The organism is Pseudomonas sp. GM50, assembly GCF_000282375.1.
Classification (GTDB): domain Bacteria; phylum Pseudomonadota; class Gammaproteobacteria; order Pseudomonadales; family Pseudomonadaceae; genus Aquipseudomonas.
This window is the reverse complement of the sequence record NZ_AKJK01000104.1, coordinates 17,225-33,136: the sequence shown is the minus strand read 5'-3', so window position 1 is coordinate 33,136 and position 15,912 is coordinate 17,225. Positions and strand designations below refer to the sequence as shown.

The 15,912-nt window shown below is 54.5% G+C and carries 14 protein-coding genes; 5 read left to right on the top strand and 9 right to left on the bottom strand.

Annotated features, from left to right (window positions below):
- Positions 1 to 164 precede the first annotated feature (164 nt).
- On the bottom strand, positions 165 to 1,118 hold the full coding sequence (locus PMI30_RS05495) for an alpha/beta fold hydrolase (protein WP_008013344.1): 954 nt from the start codon (positions 1,116 to 1,118) through the stop codon (positions 165 to 167).
- Between the two features lie 175 nt (positions 1,119 to 1,293).
- Here PMI30_RS05495 and PMI30_RS05500 point away from each other — a divergent pair, with 175 nt between their 5' ends.
- The 3 genes from PMI30_RS05500 to PMI30_RS0129900 all read left to right on the top strand — a co-directional run bounded on the left by PMI30_RS05500 (position 1,294) and on the right by PMI30_RS0129900 (position 3,952).
- Complete coding sequence (locus PMI30_RS05500) at positions 1,294 to 2,202, top strand: LysR family transcriptional regulator (RefSeq protein WP_008013343.1); 909 nt, start codon at positions 1,294 to 1,296, stop codon at positions 2,200 to 2,202.
- A 140-nt stretch (positions 2,203 to 2,342) separates the two neighbouring features.
- Positions 2,343 to 3,137, top strand: a complete 795-nt coding sequence (locus tag PMI30_RS05505) for an SDR family NAD(P)-dependent oxidoreductase (protein WP_008013342.1) — start codon at positions 2,343 to 2,345, stop codon at positions 3,135 to 3,137.
- 233 nt (positions 3,138 to 3,370) lie between these two features.
- Positions 3,371 to 3,952: a hypothetical protein gene (locus PMI30_RS0129900; protein WP_050562569.1), complete on the top strand. Its 582-nt coding sequence runs from the start codon at positions 3,371 to 3,373 to the stop codon at positions 3,950 to 3,952.
- 113 nt (positions 3,953 to 4,065) lie between these two features.
- Here the strand turns inward: PMI30_RS0129900 and PMI30_RS05510 are convergent, their stop codons facing one another.
- The 5 genes from PMI30_RS05510 to PMI30_RS05525 all read right to left on the bottom strand — a co-directional run bounded on the left by PMI30_RS05510 (position 4,066) and on the right by PMI30_RS05525 (position 7,411).
- A complete protein-coding gene (locus tag PMI30_RS05510; protein ID WP_008013340.1) occupies positions 4,066 to 5,436 on the bottom strand; it encodes an MFS transporter in 1,371 nt (456 codons plus the stop codon).
- 94 nt (positions 5,437 to 5,530) lie between these two features.
- Positions 5,531 to 6,019 carry a nuclear transport factor 2 family protein gene (locus tag PMI30_RS30135; protein WP_008013338.1) on the bottom strand — a complete coding sequence of 163 codons (489 nt, stop codon included), beginning with the start codon at positions 6,017 to 6,019 and terminating at the stop codon, positions 5,531 to 5,533.
- Between the two features lie 109 nt (positions 6,020 to 6,128).
- The gene (locus PMI30_RS05515) at positions 6,129 to 6,743 is read right to left on the bottom strand and encodes a nitroreductase family protein (protein ID WP_008013336.1); all 615 of its coding nucleotides are present in this window, start codon (positions 6,741 to 6,743) and stop codon (positions 6,129 to 6,131) included.
- A 30-nt stretch (positions 6,744 to 6,773) separates the two neighbouring features.
- Positions 6,774 to 7,127, bottom strand: a complete 354-nt coding sequence (locus PMI30_RS05520; RefSeq protein ID WP_032836044.1) for a putative quinol monooxygenase — start codon at positions 7,125 to 7,127, stop codon at positions 6,774 to 6,776.
- An 86-nt stretch (positions 7,128 to 7,213) separates the two neighbouring features.
- Positions 7,214 to 7,411, bottom strand: coding sequence for a tautomerase family protein (locus tag PMI30_RS05525; protein WP_008013332.1), 198 nt, complete (start codon positions 7,409 to 7,411; stop codon positions 7,214 to 7,216).
- Positions 7,412 to 7,533: 122 nt separating this feature from the next.
- On the opposite strand from PMI30_RS05525, the gene PMI30_RS05530 reads away from it, so the two are divergent.
- Positions 7,534 to 8,436 (top strand): LysR family transcriptional regulator, encoded by a 903-nt coding sequence (locus PMI30_RS05530; protein WP_032836042.1) that lies wholly within the window; start codon positions 7,534 to 7,536, stop codon positions 8,434 to 8,436.
- Between the two features lie 124 nt (positions 8,437 to 8,560).
- Here the strand turns inward: PMI30_RS05530 and PMI30_RS05535 are convergent, their stop codons facing one another.
- The 3 genes from PMI30_RS05535 to PMI30_RS05545 all read right to left on the bottom strand — a co-directional run bounded on the left by PMI30_RS05535 (position 8,561) and on the right by PMI30_RS05545 (position 14,480).
- Complete coding sequence (locus tag PMI30_RS05535) at positions 8,561 to 10,033, bottom strand: efflux transporter outer membrane subunit (protein WP_008013329.1); 1,473 nt, start codon at positions 10,031 to 10,033, stop codon at positions 8,561 to 8,563.
- Positions 10,034 to 10,039: 6 nt separating this feature from the next.
- Entirely contained in the window at positions 10,040 to 13,219 is a 3,180-nt protein-coding gene (locus tag PMI30_RS05540; protein WP_008013328.1) for an efflux RND transporter permease subunit, read from the bottom strand.
- Between the two features lie 88 nt (positions 13,220 to 13,307).
- A complete protein-coding gene (locus PMI30_RS05545; RefSeq protein WP_008013326.1) occupies positions 13,308 to 14,480 on the bottom strand; it encodes an efflux RND transporter periplasmic adaptor subunit in 1,173 nt (390 codons plus the stop codon).
- A 124-nt stretch (positions 14,481 to 14,604) separates the two neighbouring features.
- Between PMI30_RS05545 and PMI30_RS05550 the strand changes: the two genes are divergently transcribed.
- Positions 14,605 to 15,513 carry a LysR substrate-binding domain-containing protein gene (locus PMI30_RS05550; protein WP_008013323.1) on the top strand — a complete coding sequence of 303 codons (909 nt, stop codon included), beginning with the start codon at positions 14,605 to 14,607 and terminating at the stop codon, positions 15,511 to 15,513.
- The last annotated feature ends 399 nt before the right edge of the window (positions 15,514 to 15,912 follow it).

Below are 15,912 nucleotides of genomic sequence, written 5' to 3'. Positions count from 1 at the left end.
TGCATTCGCTGGTAAATCATGTCAACAAATATGTAAATTGCTATGGTGCCGCTCCGACTCACGTCTAAAGGCGGACGCTCCGTATTGCTTGACGGTGTTGATTTAGAACGTCCGCTTGGCTTACGACGTCTTGATGTCATTTGGAAGGGGAGGAGACCCTGACCTCAGGATCTCTCCAGAAAACTCCGCAGGTCTTCAGAGAATTTCTGCGGATTTTTGAACGCCAGGAAATGATCGCCCTGTTCGGCCTTCGTATAAACATGAAGCACCGAGTCATCAATCACCGAATTCATCCAGCGCTGGCTTTCAAGCCAGTCGCTGTATTCGCCGGTGAAAATGGCAGTGGGAACATCGATCTTGAATTTGATGACGTCACGCCAGTCATTGGTGGTGTGATCGAAAAGAACGCGCCCCGTGAAAGCCATGTTGTCTTCAACTACAGCCTGTACGAGGCTTATGGCGTTGTGATAGTACGGCGAGTCGATAGCCATAGCGCGCTCAAACACGTTGCTGGCAGAAGTGAGCATATTGGTTGGAGCCATACTGGTGTACGACGCGATCATGCGCTCCGGCGATGTGGTGAATGCTCCAGCCTCAAGGCGCTCTTGTTCAGACCAGTCGGCGTGGCAATAGATCGACGGTGCCTGATCAATGATGCTCAGGGTTTTGATGCCTTGGGTACCAAAGAGGTCAATGAATGCCCACATAACGGAGGCTCCCATCGACCAGCCGCAATAGTCGGCTTCTGCCAATCCCAAATGGTCTGCGAACTCTTTTACATCCATGGCGTAACGGGAAATCCGAGTGCCGTAAGACACCTTCTCCGAAAGTCCTTGGTTGCGAACATCCAATACGTACACGTGATAGTGCTCGCTCAGGATGTGCATGAGGTGAAAGTACATTGCACCATTCGCCGACCACCCTGGAATGAAGATCAGCGGTCGACCAGTCCCCGCTTCCCAGTAGCAGAGGTTGACTTCGTCACTGGTGGAAAAGCTGTTTACCTTCAGAGCTTTGAAATCGGACGCCCGGAAGGGTTGGCCAATGATTTCATGTGGGAAGATAAAGTCTTCGCTCAGTATTGATTGAAGTGTTTGGTTTTTGAGTGGGAAATTCACGATGAAATCCTGGCAGGTGAAATTGGAATGACGGTTCGCCCATTGTCGCTTGCCTGCATCAGGTGTCGCGATTCAAGTCTGAACTGTCCGCCCTTTGATGGTCACTACGATAAGACTTGAACCGCATTGGGATAAATATACAGAATGGGTGGATATTCCAAACGGATCATCGCTAATGGATCGTCTCACCAGCATGGCGGCTTTTGTAAAGGCTGTAGAAATGGGGTCATTCAGTGCTGCTGGCGACGCCTTGCAGATGTCTGCCCAGTTGGTTGGCAAGCACGTCAATCATCTAGAGCAGCGCCTCGGGGTGCGCCTGTTGAACCGCACTACTCGGCGACAGAGCCTGACGGATTTTGGTCGCTCATTTTTTGAACGATCAAAGATCATTCTCGCGGAGGTAGAGACCGCTGAAAACATGGCTGCGCAAACACAAGCGTCTCCCAGTGGTCGACTCCGAATAAATGCGCCTGTCAGTTTTGGCATGCAAGCGCTGTCCCCCCGACTGCCCGAATTTATGAAGGCGAACCCGTTGGTCAGTGTTGAACTGACATTGTCTAATCGCGCAGTGGATCTGATTGATGAGGGGTTTGACGTGGTGTTCAGGGTCGGCCAGCTATCTGACAGCGGATTGATTGCGCGCCCGCTGGCACCTTATAGGCTCATCCTCTGCGCGTCGCCTCTTTACTTGGAAGGGAAGCCTTCGATAAACACTCCCTGGGATCTACAGGAGCATGAGTGTCTGAGCTTCTCACATACAGAGCTCCGAACTCATTGGACGTTCGATGGGCCACAGGGGAAGATCGTTGTGCCTGTCGGCAGCCGACTCATGGCTGACCATGGGGAGTCTCTTCTTTGCGCTGGTCTCGCTGGTCTAGGCATTCTGCTGCAGCCCATTGAGCTTGTTTACTCGTCGTTACGTCGTGGTGATCTGATTCCATTGCTGCGTGACTACCCTGTCCCTAGCCGCCCGTTGCATATCTTGTACGCGCCTGACCGTCAACTAACCCCCAAGCTACGTAGCTTCTTGGATTTCGCGACTGAAAAATTTGGCGTGGATTCAGTTCAATTAGAAGTGTTTTGAAACGTGGTGTTGGGAATGTATATATAAAACTGACGTTTATCATTGAGAATAGAGTCATTAGAGTGTGTGGCTATGGTTTAAACATAATCAGTAGCTCACCAACAGGTTGGACAACGTCCCTCCGCTCTAATGGAGTAATGATGAAGATTCAATTCAACGGTAGACGTGCGCTGGTTACAGCGTCAACCGGGGGAATAGGGTTCGCGATTGCCAAAGGGCTAGCTGAAGCAGGAGCAGAGGTCGTTTTTAATGGCCGTAGCACTGCATCGGTGGCGGATGCTGTATCCAGGCTCTCTGCTGTCGTACCTGGAGCTACGCTCCAGGGCGTGGCAGCTGATCTGAGTACACCTGACGGGGTTGCCGAGCTTGTACGTAGTGCTGGTGCCATTGATATTCTGGTGAACAATGCCGGCATCTACGGCGTGCAAGACTTCTATGAGACTGGCGACGAGGTTTGGGAAAACTATTGGCAGACGAATGTCATGTCAGGTGTTCGCTTAAGTCGTGCTTTGCTGCCGGCAATGGTCGAAAAAGGGTGGGGGCGTGTTGTTTTCGTTTCTTCTGAATCGGCTCGCAACATCCCCGCGGACATGATCCATTACGGTGTCTCGAAGACTGCCCAGCTAGCCTTGGCACGGGGCTTAGCCAAGCGGGTCGCTGGAAGCGGTGTGACAGTCAATAGCGTGTTGCCCGGCCCAACGCTGTCCGATGGCGTCGCGGACATGATGAAAGGCGAGGTTGAACGCACCGGGAAAACTCTCGAGTCTGTAGCGGCGGAATTCGTTGTGCAGCATCGACCAAGCTCGATCATTCAGCGTGCAGCTACGGTCGAGGAGGTAGCTAGCATGGTCGTCTACGTGTGCTCGCCTCAAGCGTCTGCGACTACAGGCGCAGCACTTAGGGTGGACGGTGGCGTTGTAGACGACATCGTCTGACCTTAACGCCAAGGCTCTCTGATTTAACAACTGACGCTTGGACGGCCGGGCCATTAGAACCGGTAGTAGGCAATTTACTACCGGTTTCTCCACGTATCATCACCCTCTGGCCCAGAACCTCACCTATGAATCGATATTCACTGCTCGCCTTGGCGGTAATTTCGACGGTCACCGCATACGTCGATGCTAAAGAGTCCCAATACTCATAGGTTAGTGAGTTCAGGCTCTCTGGCGTGTCCTTGGTTGAAACGCACTATAAAAAACAAGCCGCATTGGAAGTGAGAATGCCATCCTCTTCCTATCAGGATCAAAGCAAGGATAGGTTGCTCGACCGGGATTTTATGGCGTGGCTGCCATTGGATTTTAAGAACGGAACAATAGACGTGGATGTTGCCAGTGACTTGGCGACAGATGCGCCTGCTTACGCTCGAGGGTTTGTGGGGGTTGCCTTCCGCATCGACGAGACGTCTCGTTTTGAAAGCATCTACCTGCGCCCGACCAACAGTCAGGCTGATGACCAGGTGCGCCGAAACCATACAGTGCAATACGCCGGTTATCCCGACTTTCGGTTTGATCAGCTACGAAAAGACTTTCCTGAGAAATATGAGACATACGCGGATGTAGCCCTGGGGCGGTGGATACACATGAAAATTGTGGTCGAAGGCTCAAAGGCTACCTTGTACTTGGATCACAAGGAAAAGCCCTCATTCGTGGTTAATGACCTCAAATTTGAGGAGCTGCACGGTGGTGTTGGAATCTGGATAGAGTCGGGGACTATTGCTCATTTCCGAGGGCTACAGGTGACCCCTAAATAGCGGGTCTAACGGTACGGGCTTGTATCGATACGTCAGAAAGAAGACGCAGTCTTTATCCAATCACAGTGCATTACTGTGGGGGATAACGGCCGTTTTTCTTGAGTGCGTAGGAGTTAGGTATTCACCGGCTTCAGTGATTGGCGAGCGACGTAAAGATTCACGCCAACGCAGCAGAGAAGAACGACTGCCGAAAGCATCATTGATTTGGACATCCCATGGGAAAACGCTGCCACATCAGAACTGGCTATCATCGTGCCGAAGACTGCCACGCCGATGACTCCCCCCAATTGCCTGGCTGATGCCATCAGGCCCGAGGCAATTCCAGCGTCATGCTTAGTCACCGACGACAGCATCGAATTTGTGATCGACGGGACGGACATCGCGCTTCCGATTCCAACCAGCATAAGGGCGCCATTGAGCAACCAGAAGGGGCTTTCTACGGTTATCTGCGATAGCGCCAGGAAGCCAATGATCTGCACGCTGAAGCCTGTAGTGATGATCTGTGTAGCGCTGACTTTTCTGGCGATGCGGGACGAAAGCATCGTGGATAGGGTGAGCACCGCAGTAAGGGGAATGAAGGATAACCCCGTTTTGAACGCGTCGTAGTGCAGAAACGTTTGGAAGTAGATGCTGAAGACGAAGACCGTTCCATAAAAGGTCAGATTGATCGCTGCGCCGGCTAGCGCCATGCTTCCCAGCACCTTATTGGTTGCCAAGCGATTGGGCAGCATGGGGCTTTCAACGCGTCGCTCGATCAAGACAAATGCAGTCACAGCGAGCACCGCAATCACCATAGCGCTCAGGGTCTCCGTCACCCAGCCCTTTGCGCTGAACTCAGTCAGGGCGTAGGTCAGAGCTGCAAGACCGATAGCAATGCTTACCTGTCCGGGAACGTCCACTTTCTTATCTACTCGAGGCGAGGCGGGGGCAAATCGGAGAATCAAACCGATGGCCGCCATACCGATAGGAACATTGAGCAGGAATACGCTTCTCCAGCCGAAATACTGAATCATCAGACCACCGATGACAGGCCCTGCGGCCAAGGCAATACCGCCACAGGCACCCCACATGGCCACAGCGGATTGGCGAGTATCGGGGTCATGGAATGACAACCGGATCAAGGTAAGCGAGGTAGGTACCAGCAATGCAGCCCCTATACCTTGGACGATCCGCATTCCTATCAGCATCGGCATGCTGCTCGCCAAACCACAGCCAATGGAGGCCAGCGTGAAGATCGCAAAGCCTGCTGCGAAGACCGACTTCGCTCCCCATTTGTCACCCCAGGCGCCTCCCAGGATCAGCAGTGCGGAAAAGGCCAAAGCGTAACTGTTGATGACCCACTGCAGGCCGGTAAGGTTGGTATCGAATGCGCTTTTGAGAGATCCGAGACCAACGTTTACAACGCTAACGTCGAGTTGGACGACCAGGAAGCCTAAGCAGGCTGCAATCTGTATCGGCCAAAGTGAGAGGGGAATCTTTGCCATAGGAGCCGCTCCAAGTGCCGGAGTGGATTTTGAGTTGAGGGCGCTGGATTAGAACCCTCTGAGGTGGGGCTACAAAGCGTGGTGAGCGTTTTGTTTACTCTTTGTTAGTGAATGTCCCTGATGGGTCGTGTCCCATCGCCCAGCTTCTGCTCAACTTATGTCGAGTGATTTTCCAGCCTTCGGCTGTTCTACGAAATTTGAACTCGTATGGCCCGCCACATGAGTAGCATTCAAATGGCTTTGAGGTGTCAGGTGCGGCGAAAAATATGAGAGAGGCGGTCGCGGAGGCAGTATCGGCACCGGTGATGTCGATTTGCAGGTTGGTGATGGAATGCTGAAGGCCTTGTATCGCGCCCTCGACGCTCGCGGCCTTTGCAATTTCCTCTCGCCCTTTGATCTCACCCCACTCCTCATAGTTCAACACGCCATCCTCGGTAAACTTGTTGCCGAAGCCTTCAAAGTCGTGGGTATCGCATGCGCGGCAGTAGTGATTTAGGAGGGTCGTGATCGCTTCTTTATCTTCGAGGAGTTGGAGCCGGCGCTGCAACGATTCGAAGAGGGCGGGGAGATCGTTATTCGTCATGATTATCCAGTACGTAGAAGTGGACTGAGAAGAACAGAGCATTCTCGGTTTCGGCCCGGTGGAGCAGCTATATCAGTCCATTAATAGGCTTGCTCTCGGGTAGTGGTGTTCAAACAAACGCCAAAACATCCTGGACAGCTTTGCGGGGCTTTTGTGGCCAGTTGGTCACCCCTGGGTAACCTACGGTTACGAGCATGACCGGGACTTCAGTAGAGGCAAGATTAAATGCCTCTGAAACGGCAACCGCATCGAACCCGATCATTGGTGTGGACACCAAGCCTTGGCCCTTGGCAGCAAGCATCAATGTCATGGCTGCGAGCGACCCAGAGCGAACGGCTTCGTCACGCTGAAGTTGGGGATTATCCTGGTACATACCCTGAGCGGCGCCGACCCACATGTCGTAGATGGTCTGGTCAATAATTCCAGCATCCAGCGTTGGCTTCAGCGAAGAGGGCAGGGACTGATGCGGATTCAGGGTGCCACAGACAATGAATGTCACTGCCGCATCGATCACTTTCTGCTGGCCGTAAGCCAATGGCAGTAAGCGTGCTTTTGCCTCTGGGCTACGCACCGCCAAAAAGCGCCAGTTCTGAAGGTTGAAGGCCGATGGGGCATGGGTGGCCAGATCGATCAGATCCGAGATCTCTTGGTCGCTCAAAGTGCGTGCAGTGTCGTAACTGTTGGCGGAAATTCGCGATTTGATAACTTCAGCAATCGTGGGCATGGTGATCTCTAAGCAGCGGTGAAAAAGGGATTATCGGCTGAAACCGTCGAAGGGCGTCATGTATACAGCGCCAAAGGGATCAAGACGTTTGCGGATTTCAGCATCTGGAGTGCCGTATACAACCAGGCCAGTAACAGTGCAGAGTTCTAGGAAGCGTTCGCCAAAGGGCGCGAAGGTGATGTCCACGTGGCTGACCACTGAATCAACGTTGTAGCGCTCAAGGATATGGACGGTGCTGTTGTCTTCGTTGACGCTGTACTCGTAGATGAGGGTGCCTGGCTCTTGTTGGGTAGCGGCAACGATCTTGGAAATCAGCGCTTTGAACTCTGGGAGTTCTTCAGGTTTGACTGCAAGGCTGAAGAGGCAAGAAATATATGGGTGCATGGATATGTCTTCCGTCCTGGGCATGGTGGCTGCCCTGTGAGGGGATGCATCGCTGGCCTAGCCGATGCTTTGTTCCTGTGACCTGCTTAGGCCTTGTCGGTTGCTTCCCCAAACAATTTGCCGGAGCCTGCCCAATCGGAGGGCGCTACGTCTTCGAAGATGACGTAGATGTACTCGGCTGGGGTACCGGTATTTTTGACGATGCTTTCGGTAATCTCTGCGGCAACGGTCGCTTTTTGGGCGTGTTCTTTGCCTTCGAACCAGCTAACACGTACTACGGGCATGATGTGAGCCTCAAAAGGGTGGGTAAAGCTAACTGCAGCAATAGTAGAGTAGAAAATATCGCGGATAAATGGGCTTAGGGTATAAGGTATGTAGAATTTGGCTCTACTATTGGCGCGTGTTTATGATCCCGGTCGATTCTTTTCAAGGTGTCATTACCTTCGTGGTGGCTGCCCGATGCCATAGCTTTACCGAGGCTGCGGATCAATTGGGCCTCTCAAAATCCGCAGTCGGCAAAGCCATCGCTCGGCTCGAGGCACGTCTTGATACACAGTTATTTCATAGGACGACGCGACGACTTTCGCTGACCGCCGATGGCGAGGCCTACTTAACAGCTTGTACTGCTGCTCTGGATGAGATCGGTGCGGCGGAGAGTGGGATGGGTACTGGAGACCGTGAGCCATCGGGTAGGCTCCGGGTGGACATGCCCGTCGCTTTCGGTCGGCGAGTGGTCGCGCCATTGCTCTTTGAGATCGCGAGTAAATATCCGGCCTTGCATCTCAACATGACATTCTCGGATCACCTAATTGATCCTATTGAGGAGGGGGTCGATCTTCTGGTGCGGTTCGGCGAGCTCAAGGATACCGGTGGCCTGGTAGCGCGTCGGCTAGCCCGGCAACGTTGGGCTATCTGTGCTGCGCCAGGGTACCTCGAACGATTCGGAACGCCGCAAGTCCTGGAGGATCTTGCCCGCCATCACTGCATTGTGGGGCACCGACGTGGCCAGCCGTTGTCTTGGCGTGTACGACAGCAGGGCGAGACTGTGCGTTTCGCCCCCCCTGTAACTCATCAAATTGGTGACGGGGAGGCGATGATTCTCGGTGCTGTTGCGGGAGTTGGCCTGTGTCAGATGCCCCGCTGTCTTTTTGCAGAGGACATTGAGGAAGGAAGGTTGGTTGAGGTGCTGCTGGATTATGAACCTGAGCCCGTTGAAGTTCATGCCGTGTGGCCCAAGGTCTCGCAGCTACGTCCCAAGGTGCGATACGTAGTTGATGAACTGGTAAGGGTATTTGAGCGTTGGCAATAAGGCCTTGATGAACATAGCGGACGGGAGTTGCCGTTCAAATAACTGATGCCGTTTTTTACGTTCTGAGTGAGAGTTCGTTCCGCCAGCGAGAGCATCGCGTGGCGGAGCGAAACCAATAACCGGGTTAAGGGGTGATTGGGACGACTGTTGCAGGATGATCCCAGCCGCCGCCGAGAGCGCGGATGAGACGCACCGTAGATACGGACTGTTCGCCATACAAACCGGCTAAACTTTGCTCCGCTTGCAATGTGCTTCGATCGGCATCCAGTACACTTAAGTAATCTCTTGCACCTTCATGGTACTGCGCCTGAGTAATACGACTAGCGCCTTTGGAGGCGTTAACCGCTAGCGTTTGTGCCTGCGCTTGCTGCTGCAACAGGCGTATGTTGGCCAGATTGTCTTCGACTTCACGTAACGCATCGAGCACGGTCTGGCGGTAGTGAGCGACCTGTTCCTCATAGACAGCTCGTGCGTTTTTAAGGTCAGCCTTGCGCTTACCACCATCAAATAGCGGCAGATGGAGCATGGTGCCTGTGAGTGGCCCTAGCAAAAAAGCTTTGCTTGAACCTTGAAACAGTTCACCTACGGTGTTGCCCTCAAATCCTGCGGTACCCGTCAGTGTCAGTGAGGGGAAGTAGGCCGATTTGGCTACCCCGATCCGCGAGTTGGCTGCGGCCATTGCTCGTTCCGCCGCGGCAATGTCGGGGCGGCGCTCAAGCAAGGCGGAGGGCAGACCCTCTGGGATTTCCAGAGTAAACGCTTCAATCGGTTTCGCCGGAAAATCGAACGTTGCCGGAGCCTGCCCTAGCAACACTGCCAGACTATGTTCACTCGCCGCGCGAGCGCGTTTCAGCGCTAGCGAATCAGCTTGTGTGCTGGACAGCTCGGTTTGTGCCCGCATCAAATCTAGTTGATTGTCCTGTCCGATTTCTGCACGACTCCGAGCGAAGCTGAGCGCATCCTGGCGTAGCTTCAGTGTGTCGTCGTAGACCTTGAGCTGCGCATCTAGGCTCCTGAGCTGGTAGTAGTTGACTGCCACGTCAGCTTGCAGCGCCAGCATTACAGATTGGTAAAGTGCGGCGCTTTGCTCCGCCTCAGCACCGGAGGCTTTGATAGCGTCACTGACACGACCGAACAAGTCAGCCTCGTATGCGACGTTTAGCTGAGCCCGCCAGTAGGTCGTTGCCGGTTGTGCATTATCACTCGAAGATTGTGAGTTGCGCTCGCGGGAGGGGCCGAAGCCAGTGTCTACGCTTGGTAGCCTGCGAGCTTCAATACCTTGATGGTAAGCGCGTGCCTCCTGAACCCTAGCCAACGCCTGCTTCAAGCCTAGGTTTGCACTCAGGGCGCGGGTTTCAAAGTCATTGAGAAGCGGGTCGCCAAAGACTTGCCACCACTCACCACGGGGATAGTGGTCGGCCGGCTGTGCAGTTTTCCAGCCGGCCTTAGGCGTCAGGTTCTGCTCTTTGAAATGCGTCGGTGATGAGTCGACAGGAACAGCGTATTCGGGTGCCATTGAATGGCAAGCCGACAGCAAGACTAGAGTCGAAGTGGCCAGAGGCAGGCTGGCCCAGAGCTTAGTTTCAGAGAAGTTCATATGGGGTCAGGCCTCGATATCTGCGGTGCGATGATGCTCAGCACGCAGCGATTTCCCGCCCGATAGCTTGCGCAACAATACGTAGAAAAGCGGGGTAAGCAGCAATGCGAAAAACGTTACGCCAAGCATGCCGAAGAACACGCTGACACCAATGGCGTGGCGCATCTCGGATCCGGGGCCTGTCGCGACGACCATAGGTATTACGCCCATGATGAAGGCCATCGAAGTCATCAGGATTGGCCGCAGTCGCAAACGGCTGGCCTCGATGGCGGCTTTGGCAATGCTGCGACCTTGCATTTCGAGCTCGCGAGCGAATTCGACAATCAGAATGGCGTTTTTGGCCGATAGGCCAACCAGTACGACCAGGCCTATCTGAGTGAAAATGTTGTTGTCGCCATCGGTCAGCCATACGCCCAGCAGCGCTGACAGCAAGCTCATAGGGACGATCATGATCACCGCCAGTGGCAAGGTCAGGCTTTCGTACTGAGCGGCAAGCACCAGAAACACCAGTAGCACGCAAATCGGGAACACCATCATCGCAGCGTTGCCAGCCAACTGCTGCTGATACGCAAGGTCAGTCCATTCAAACTTGATGCCGGGTGGCAGGGTTTCCTCGGCGATGCGTTCAATGGCCGCCTGAGCTTGGTTGTTTGAGTAACCTGGCGCAGGCCCACCGTTGAGGTCGGCAGCCGTAAAGCCGTTGTAGCGAACCACCATCTCCGGGCCATACGTGGTTTTGACATGGAGAAGAGTGTCGAGCGGCACCATCTCCCCAGTGCGGCTTCGGACTTTCAACTGTCCGATGTCCTGGGCGAACGCGCGATATTGAGCATCTGCCTGAACCCGTACCTGATAGACGCGTCCAAACCGGTTGAAGTCGTTGACGTACAGTGAGCCCAGGTAAATCTGCAGGGTGCTAAATACTTCATCGACTGGTACGCCGAGCTGTTGAGCTTTGACCCTGTCAACTTCCACGTCGAGTTGCGGAATGTTGATGTCGTAACTACTGAACAGAGGCCCCAACTCAGGCGCCTTCGCTGCTGCTGCTATGAAGGCTTCGGTGGCGTCATGCAAGGCTTGGTATCCTAGTGATCCTCGGTCTTCAAGCTGAAGCTTGAAGCCACCCAGGGTGCCAAGACCGAGAACAGGGGGCGGTGAAAACACGGAAATCTTAGCTTCTTTGATCTGGGTGAACTTTTTGTTCAACGACTGCGCAATAGCGTCAGCGCTAAGGTCGGCACCGTGGCCATAACGCTCATCGAAAGAGGTGAGGGGCAGGAACATCACCACGGAGCTGGATGACGAGGTAAATCCGTTGATCGACAATCCAGCATGAGCAACGGTAAAGCCTATCCCAGGCTCCTTCAGGGCCATGCGCCCCATTTCTTGTGATACTTCGTCGGAGCGCGCCAAGGTGGCGCCATTGGGCAATTGAGCCACTGCGATCAGGTATTGCTTGTCCTGTGCAGGCACGAACCCACCGGGTACGAGATTGCCCATCAGCGCAGCCAGTCCTAGAAGCAATGCGTAGCAGATCATCATCGCGCCCTTGTGCCTGAGGGTACGACCTACACCGTGTCCATAAGCTTCCGATCCCCGATTGAACAAACGGTTGAATGCGTTAAAAAACCTGCCTAGCACCAGATCCATTCCACGTGTCAGGCGGTCTTTGGGGGCGTGTGGACTGCGAAGCAGTAAAGCGGCCAGGGCAGGTGATAGTGTCAGGGAGTTGAACGCAGAAATGATGGTCGAGATCGCGATCGTCATGGCGAACTGTTGGTAAAACTGGCCCGTCAGTCCCGACATGAACGCCAGCGGTACAAATACTGCAACCAGCGTTAGTCCAATGGCAACGATAGGGCCGCTGACCTCGTCCATTGCTTTATAGGTCGCTTCCTTGGGGCTCAAACCGTGCTCCAGGTTGCGCTCCACGTTCTCTACGACCACGATGGCGTCGTCTACGACGATACCAATAGCCAGCACCATGCCGAACAAGGACAAGGCATTGATCGAGAACCCAAATGCCAACATCAGTGAAAACGTGCCGACAATAGCCACCGGCACGGCTAGCAAAGGGATTAGCGAAGCGCGCCAGTTTTGCAGGAACAGGATGACAACCAGTACGACCAAGGCAATTGCTTCAAGCAAGGTATGAACGACCGCCTCAATACTGGCGGACACAAACCGTGTCGGATCATAGTTGAAGCCGTAGCTGACGCCCTTCGGCATATCTTTGCCGATATCCAGCATCTCACGACGCACGTCATCGGCAATCTGTAACGCGTTCGCGCCAGGCTGCTGGAATACCCAGATCGTCATCGAGACCTTGGTATCAAGGTGCGTACTCTGGGTATAGTCTGCCGCGCCTAGCGCGACCCGCGCCACGTCGCGCAGGTAGGTCACGCCGCCGTCGGCGTTGGTCTTGACCACGATGGCTTCGAACTCTTCTGGCGTCTGCAGTCGACCCTTCACGTTGATGTCTAGCTGCATCTCGACGTTGGGAGCACTAGGCGTGGCGCCCACCATCCCGGCGGACACTTGGGCGTTCTGTGCCTGGATAGCGCCGACCACATCAGTTGCCGACATTTGCTGCTCGGCCAATTTGCGTGGGTCGAGCCAGATACGCATTGAATAGTCGCCGCCGCCTTTAAGCTGCACATCGCCTACACCCTGGATCCGGGCCAGGCGATCACGGACATGGATGAGCCCGTAGTTATGTAGGTAATCCACATCGTATTGGTCGTTGGGGGAATACAGGGTTACTGCCAAGGTCATGGTGCTGGATGCCTTGATCGTGGTAACGCCAAGTTTCTGCACGGCTTCGGGCAGCCGTGTCAAAGCTTGGGAGACTCGGTTCTGCACCAACTGCTGAGCGAGGTTGGGATCCATGCCCAGCTGGAAGGTGACAGTAGTCGTCATCTGGCCATCGCTGTTGGATTGAGACTGCATGTACAACATCTTTTCCACGCCATTGATTTTTTCTTCAATCGGCGCGGCGACTGTTTCGGCAATTACCTTGGGGTTGGCGCCGGGGAACTCGGCATGAACGAGCACTTGCGGAGGAACCACTTCCGGGTACTCGGCAATGGGTAACTTGAACGCAGCAATCGTACCCATCAGTAGTATGACGACCGATAGTACGGCCGCGAAAATGGGGCGATCAATGAAAAAACGGGAGAACTTCATCGCTAGGTTTTCTTCGGCAATAGGGGAGCGGCGATGCGCTGGAGTTGCGCATCGGGTATGGGCGAAGCCGGGTTAGAGTGAGCGGTTGTTAGCGTTGCACAGCCAAGGCACCGGGCCGGGTATCCATGGCAACTTCGTGTGGGCTCACTTCATCGTCCGCATGTACACGCTGCATGCCATTGACGATGATTCGATCTTGGGCGCTGAGTCCGCTATCGACGATGCGCAGTCCGTCATACAGGTCGCCCAGTTTGACTTCGCGGTAATGCACGCGGCCGCTAGTGTCGACGACCATCACATACTTGCGATCTTGATCAGTACCGATCGCCGCCTCGTTGATCAGAAGAGCCTGACGGCGTTGACCTGCACTAACCTTCACGTGGGCATACATGCCTGGTACAAGCAATCCTTGGGAATTATCGAAGCGCGCACGTACCCGGATCGTGCCGGATTTAACGTTGAGCTGGTTGTCTATCGAGTCCACCACACCGTGACGTCCGAAATCGGTTTCGCGGGCGAGGCCCAGCGCTACCTTCACCGGCTGTTCGTGACGCTGTCCAAGGAAGCGAACATAGGTTTGCTCGTCGACTTCAAAGGCCGCGTAGATCGGTGAGATGGAGACGATTCGGGTCAGCACGGGCGCGTCTGCACCTGCCGCCACGACGTTTCCGAGGGTTAATTCAGCACGGGAAACCCTGCCACTCACAGGCGCGACGACATGGCAGTAGTCCAGGTTCACTTGTGCGGTCTCCAAGCGGGCCACGGCCCCCTTAAGCTCAGCTGAAGTGGTCTGCTCCAGTTGCAGAGCCACGTCCAGATCCCGCTGAGCAATGGCGTTCTGACCTAACAAGCGTTTGGCGCGTGACGCATCGGTTTTGGAATAGGCATTCCGTGCTCTGGCCCCAGCTACGTCGGCCTGCGCTTGGTCTACGGCTGCCTGGTACAAGCGGGTGTCAATGGTAAATAGTGGATCACCGCGTTTGACCTGGGCTCCATCCTTAAAATGAACGCCGGTGATGCTGCCAGACACTAGAGGGCGCACATCGACGGCATCAATTGCCTCGAGTTTTCCCGAATAGATCTGGAATTCGTTGATCTGCTCTGACATAGGGGAAGCAATGTCCACCTCCGGCCGCGACTCAGTGATGGCTTCGTTTGCCATGGCGACGTTTTCACCATGGAGACTTTGAAGGTGATAACCGATGGCGACGGCAGTCAGCGTAGCCGCGAGGGCGATTGGGCGATTTTTGATGAGTTTCATGGGTTCTGCATATTAGAAAAAAGGGGAGTACGAATAGCCGGCAATGCTAAAGTAGAGTTCATGTGCGATAAACAGGCTTTAGATCGCAAAACTGTCGCCTTTCAGTCCTTAATGAGTTTTGTCCATGTCATCAGCTGATACCTTCTCTGGCATTCACACGTTCGTGACCACCGCCCGCGCCGTCAGTTTTACGGAGGCGGCCGAACGGCTCGAGGTTTCCAAGTCGGCAGTGGGGAAGGCCATCGCCCGCTTGGAGCAACGCTTGGGGGTGATGCTCTTTCACCGCACCACGCGCAGACTTTCGCTGACTGCTGATGGCGAGGCCTATCTAGCGGCCTGCAGTGGGGCGCTAGACGAAATCCGCGACGTGGAGAATTGCCTGATGTCCAAGGCTCACGAGCCTTCAGGGCAATTGCGGGTCGACATGCCTGTAGCGCTGGGTCGGCAGTTGATCCTGCCAGTGATGATGGAGATAGGTCAGCGCTTTCCAGGACTGTCGTTCACGCTGACGTTTAATGACCACCTGATTGATCCGGTGGAAGAAGGCGTTGACCTGGTAATTCGTTTCGGCGATCCGGGCAACCAGCAGGGTCTTATTGCGCGTCCGCTGTCGTCCCAACGCCTAATCATTTGTGCAGCCCCGGCTTACTTGAAATCAAGAGGCACGCCGCAGACGTTGGCGGATGTAGACAATCATGCCTCCATCGTTACCTATCGGCGGGGCCAACCACTGGGTTGGCGAGTTATGGTGGACGGTCATGGGCAGCGTGTTGTCCCGCCCGCAACCCATCAGATTGGAGATGGTCAGGCTATGATCGATGTGGCCTTGGCCGGGCTAGGACTATGCCAAATGCCGCTGTGTGTGGTTCGCAAGCACCTTGAGACGGGTGCGCTGGTCAGTGTGCTTGAAGCGTTCGAGCCAGAGCCGTTAAACGTTTATGCGTTATGGCCAAAGACAGCGCATTTGCGGCCCAAGGTTCGGTGTCTGATTGATACGCTGATTGAGTTGGGTGAAGCAGGGCGGCTCAATTGAAGCAGAGGTATTCATGCTCATATTCTGTCAGCTCTGACGTATTCCTCTCGCTATCTCAGCCTGTTGCGCCCCACAAAATCATGGTGGCTTGGATATGATCAACCAGCGCAGGGGGGGCACTCACTTCGGATTGGAAATGTCCCAGTGAGTCCCATTTCAAGCTCGGAGGATGGTTAGTTTTGGGATTGGAGTGCTACGCCGACGTACGCAGTACCTCGGCGTTTGACATTACACGGCCTAGAAAAACGGCAGCGAATAGGTGGCGTACAGGCGGTTCTCATCCACGTCGCTTTGGCCGCAAAGGTGCTGCGTAAGCTGGCGTTTCTCCAAGAGAAACCTACGTTTTTGAAGGTTCCCGACTACGGGCATTGGCAGTGATGCTGCGCTTTGGTGGCACAG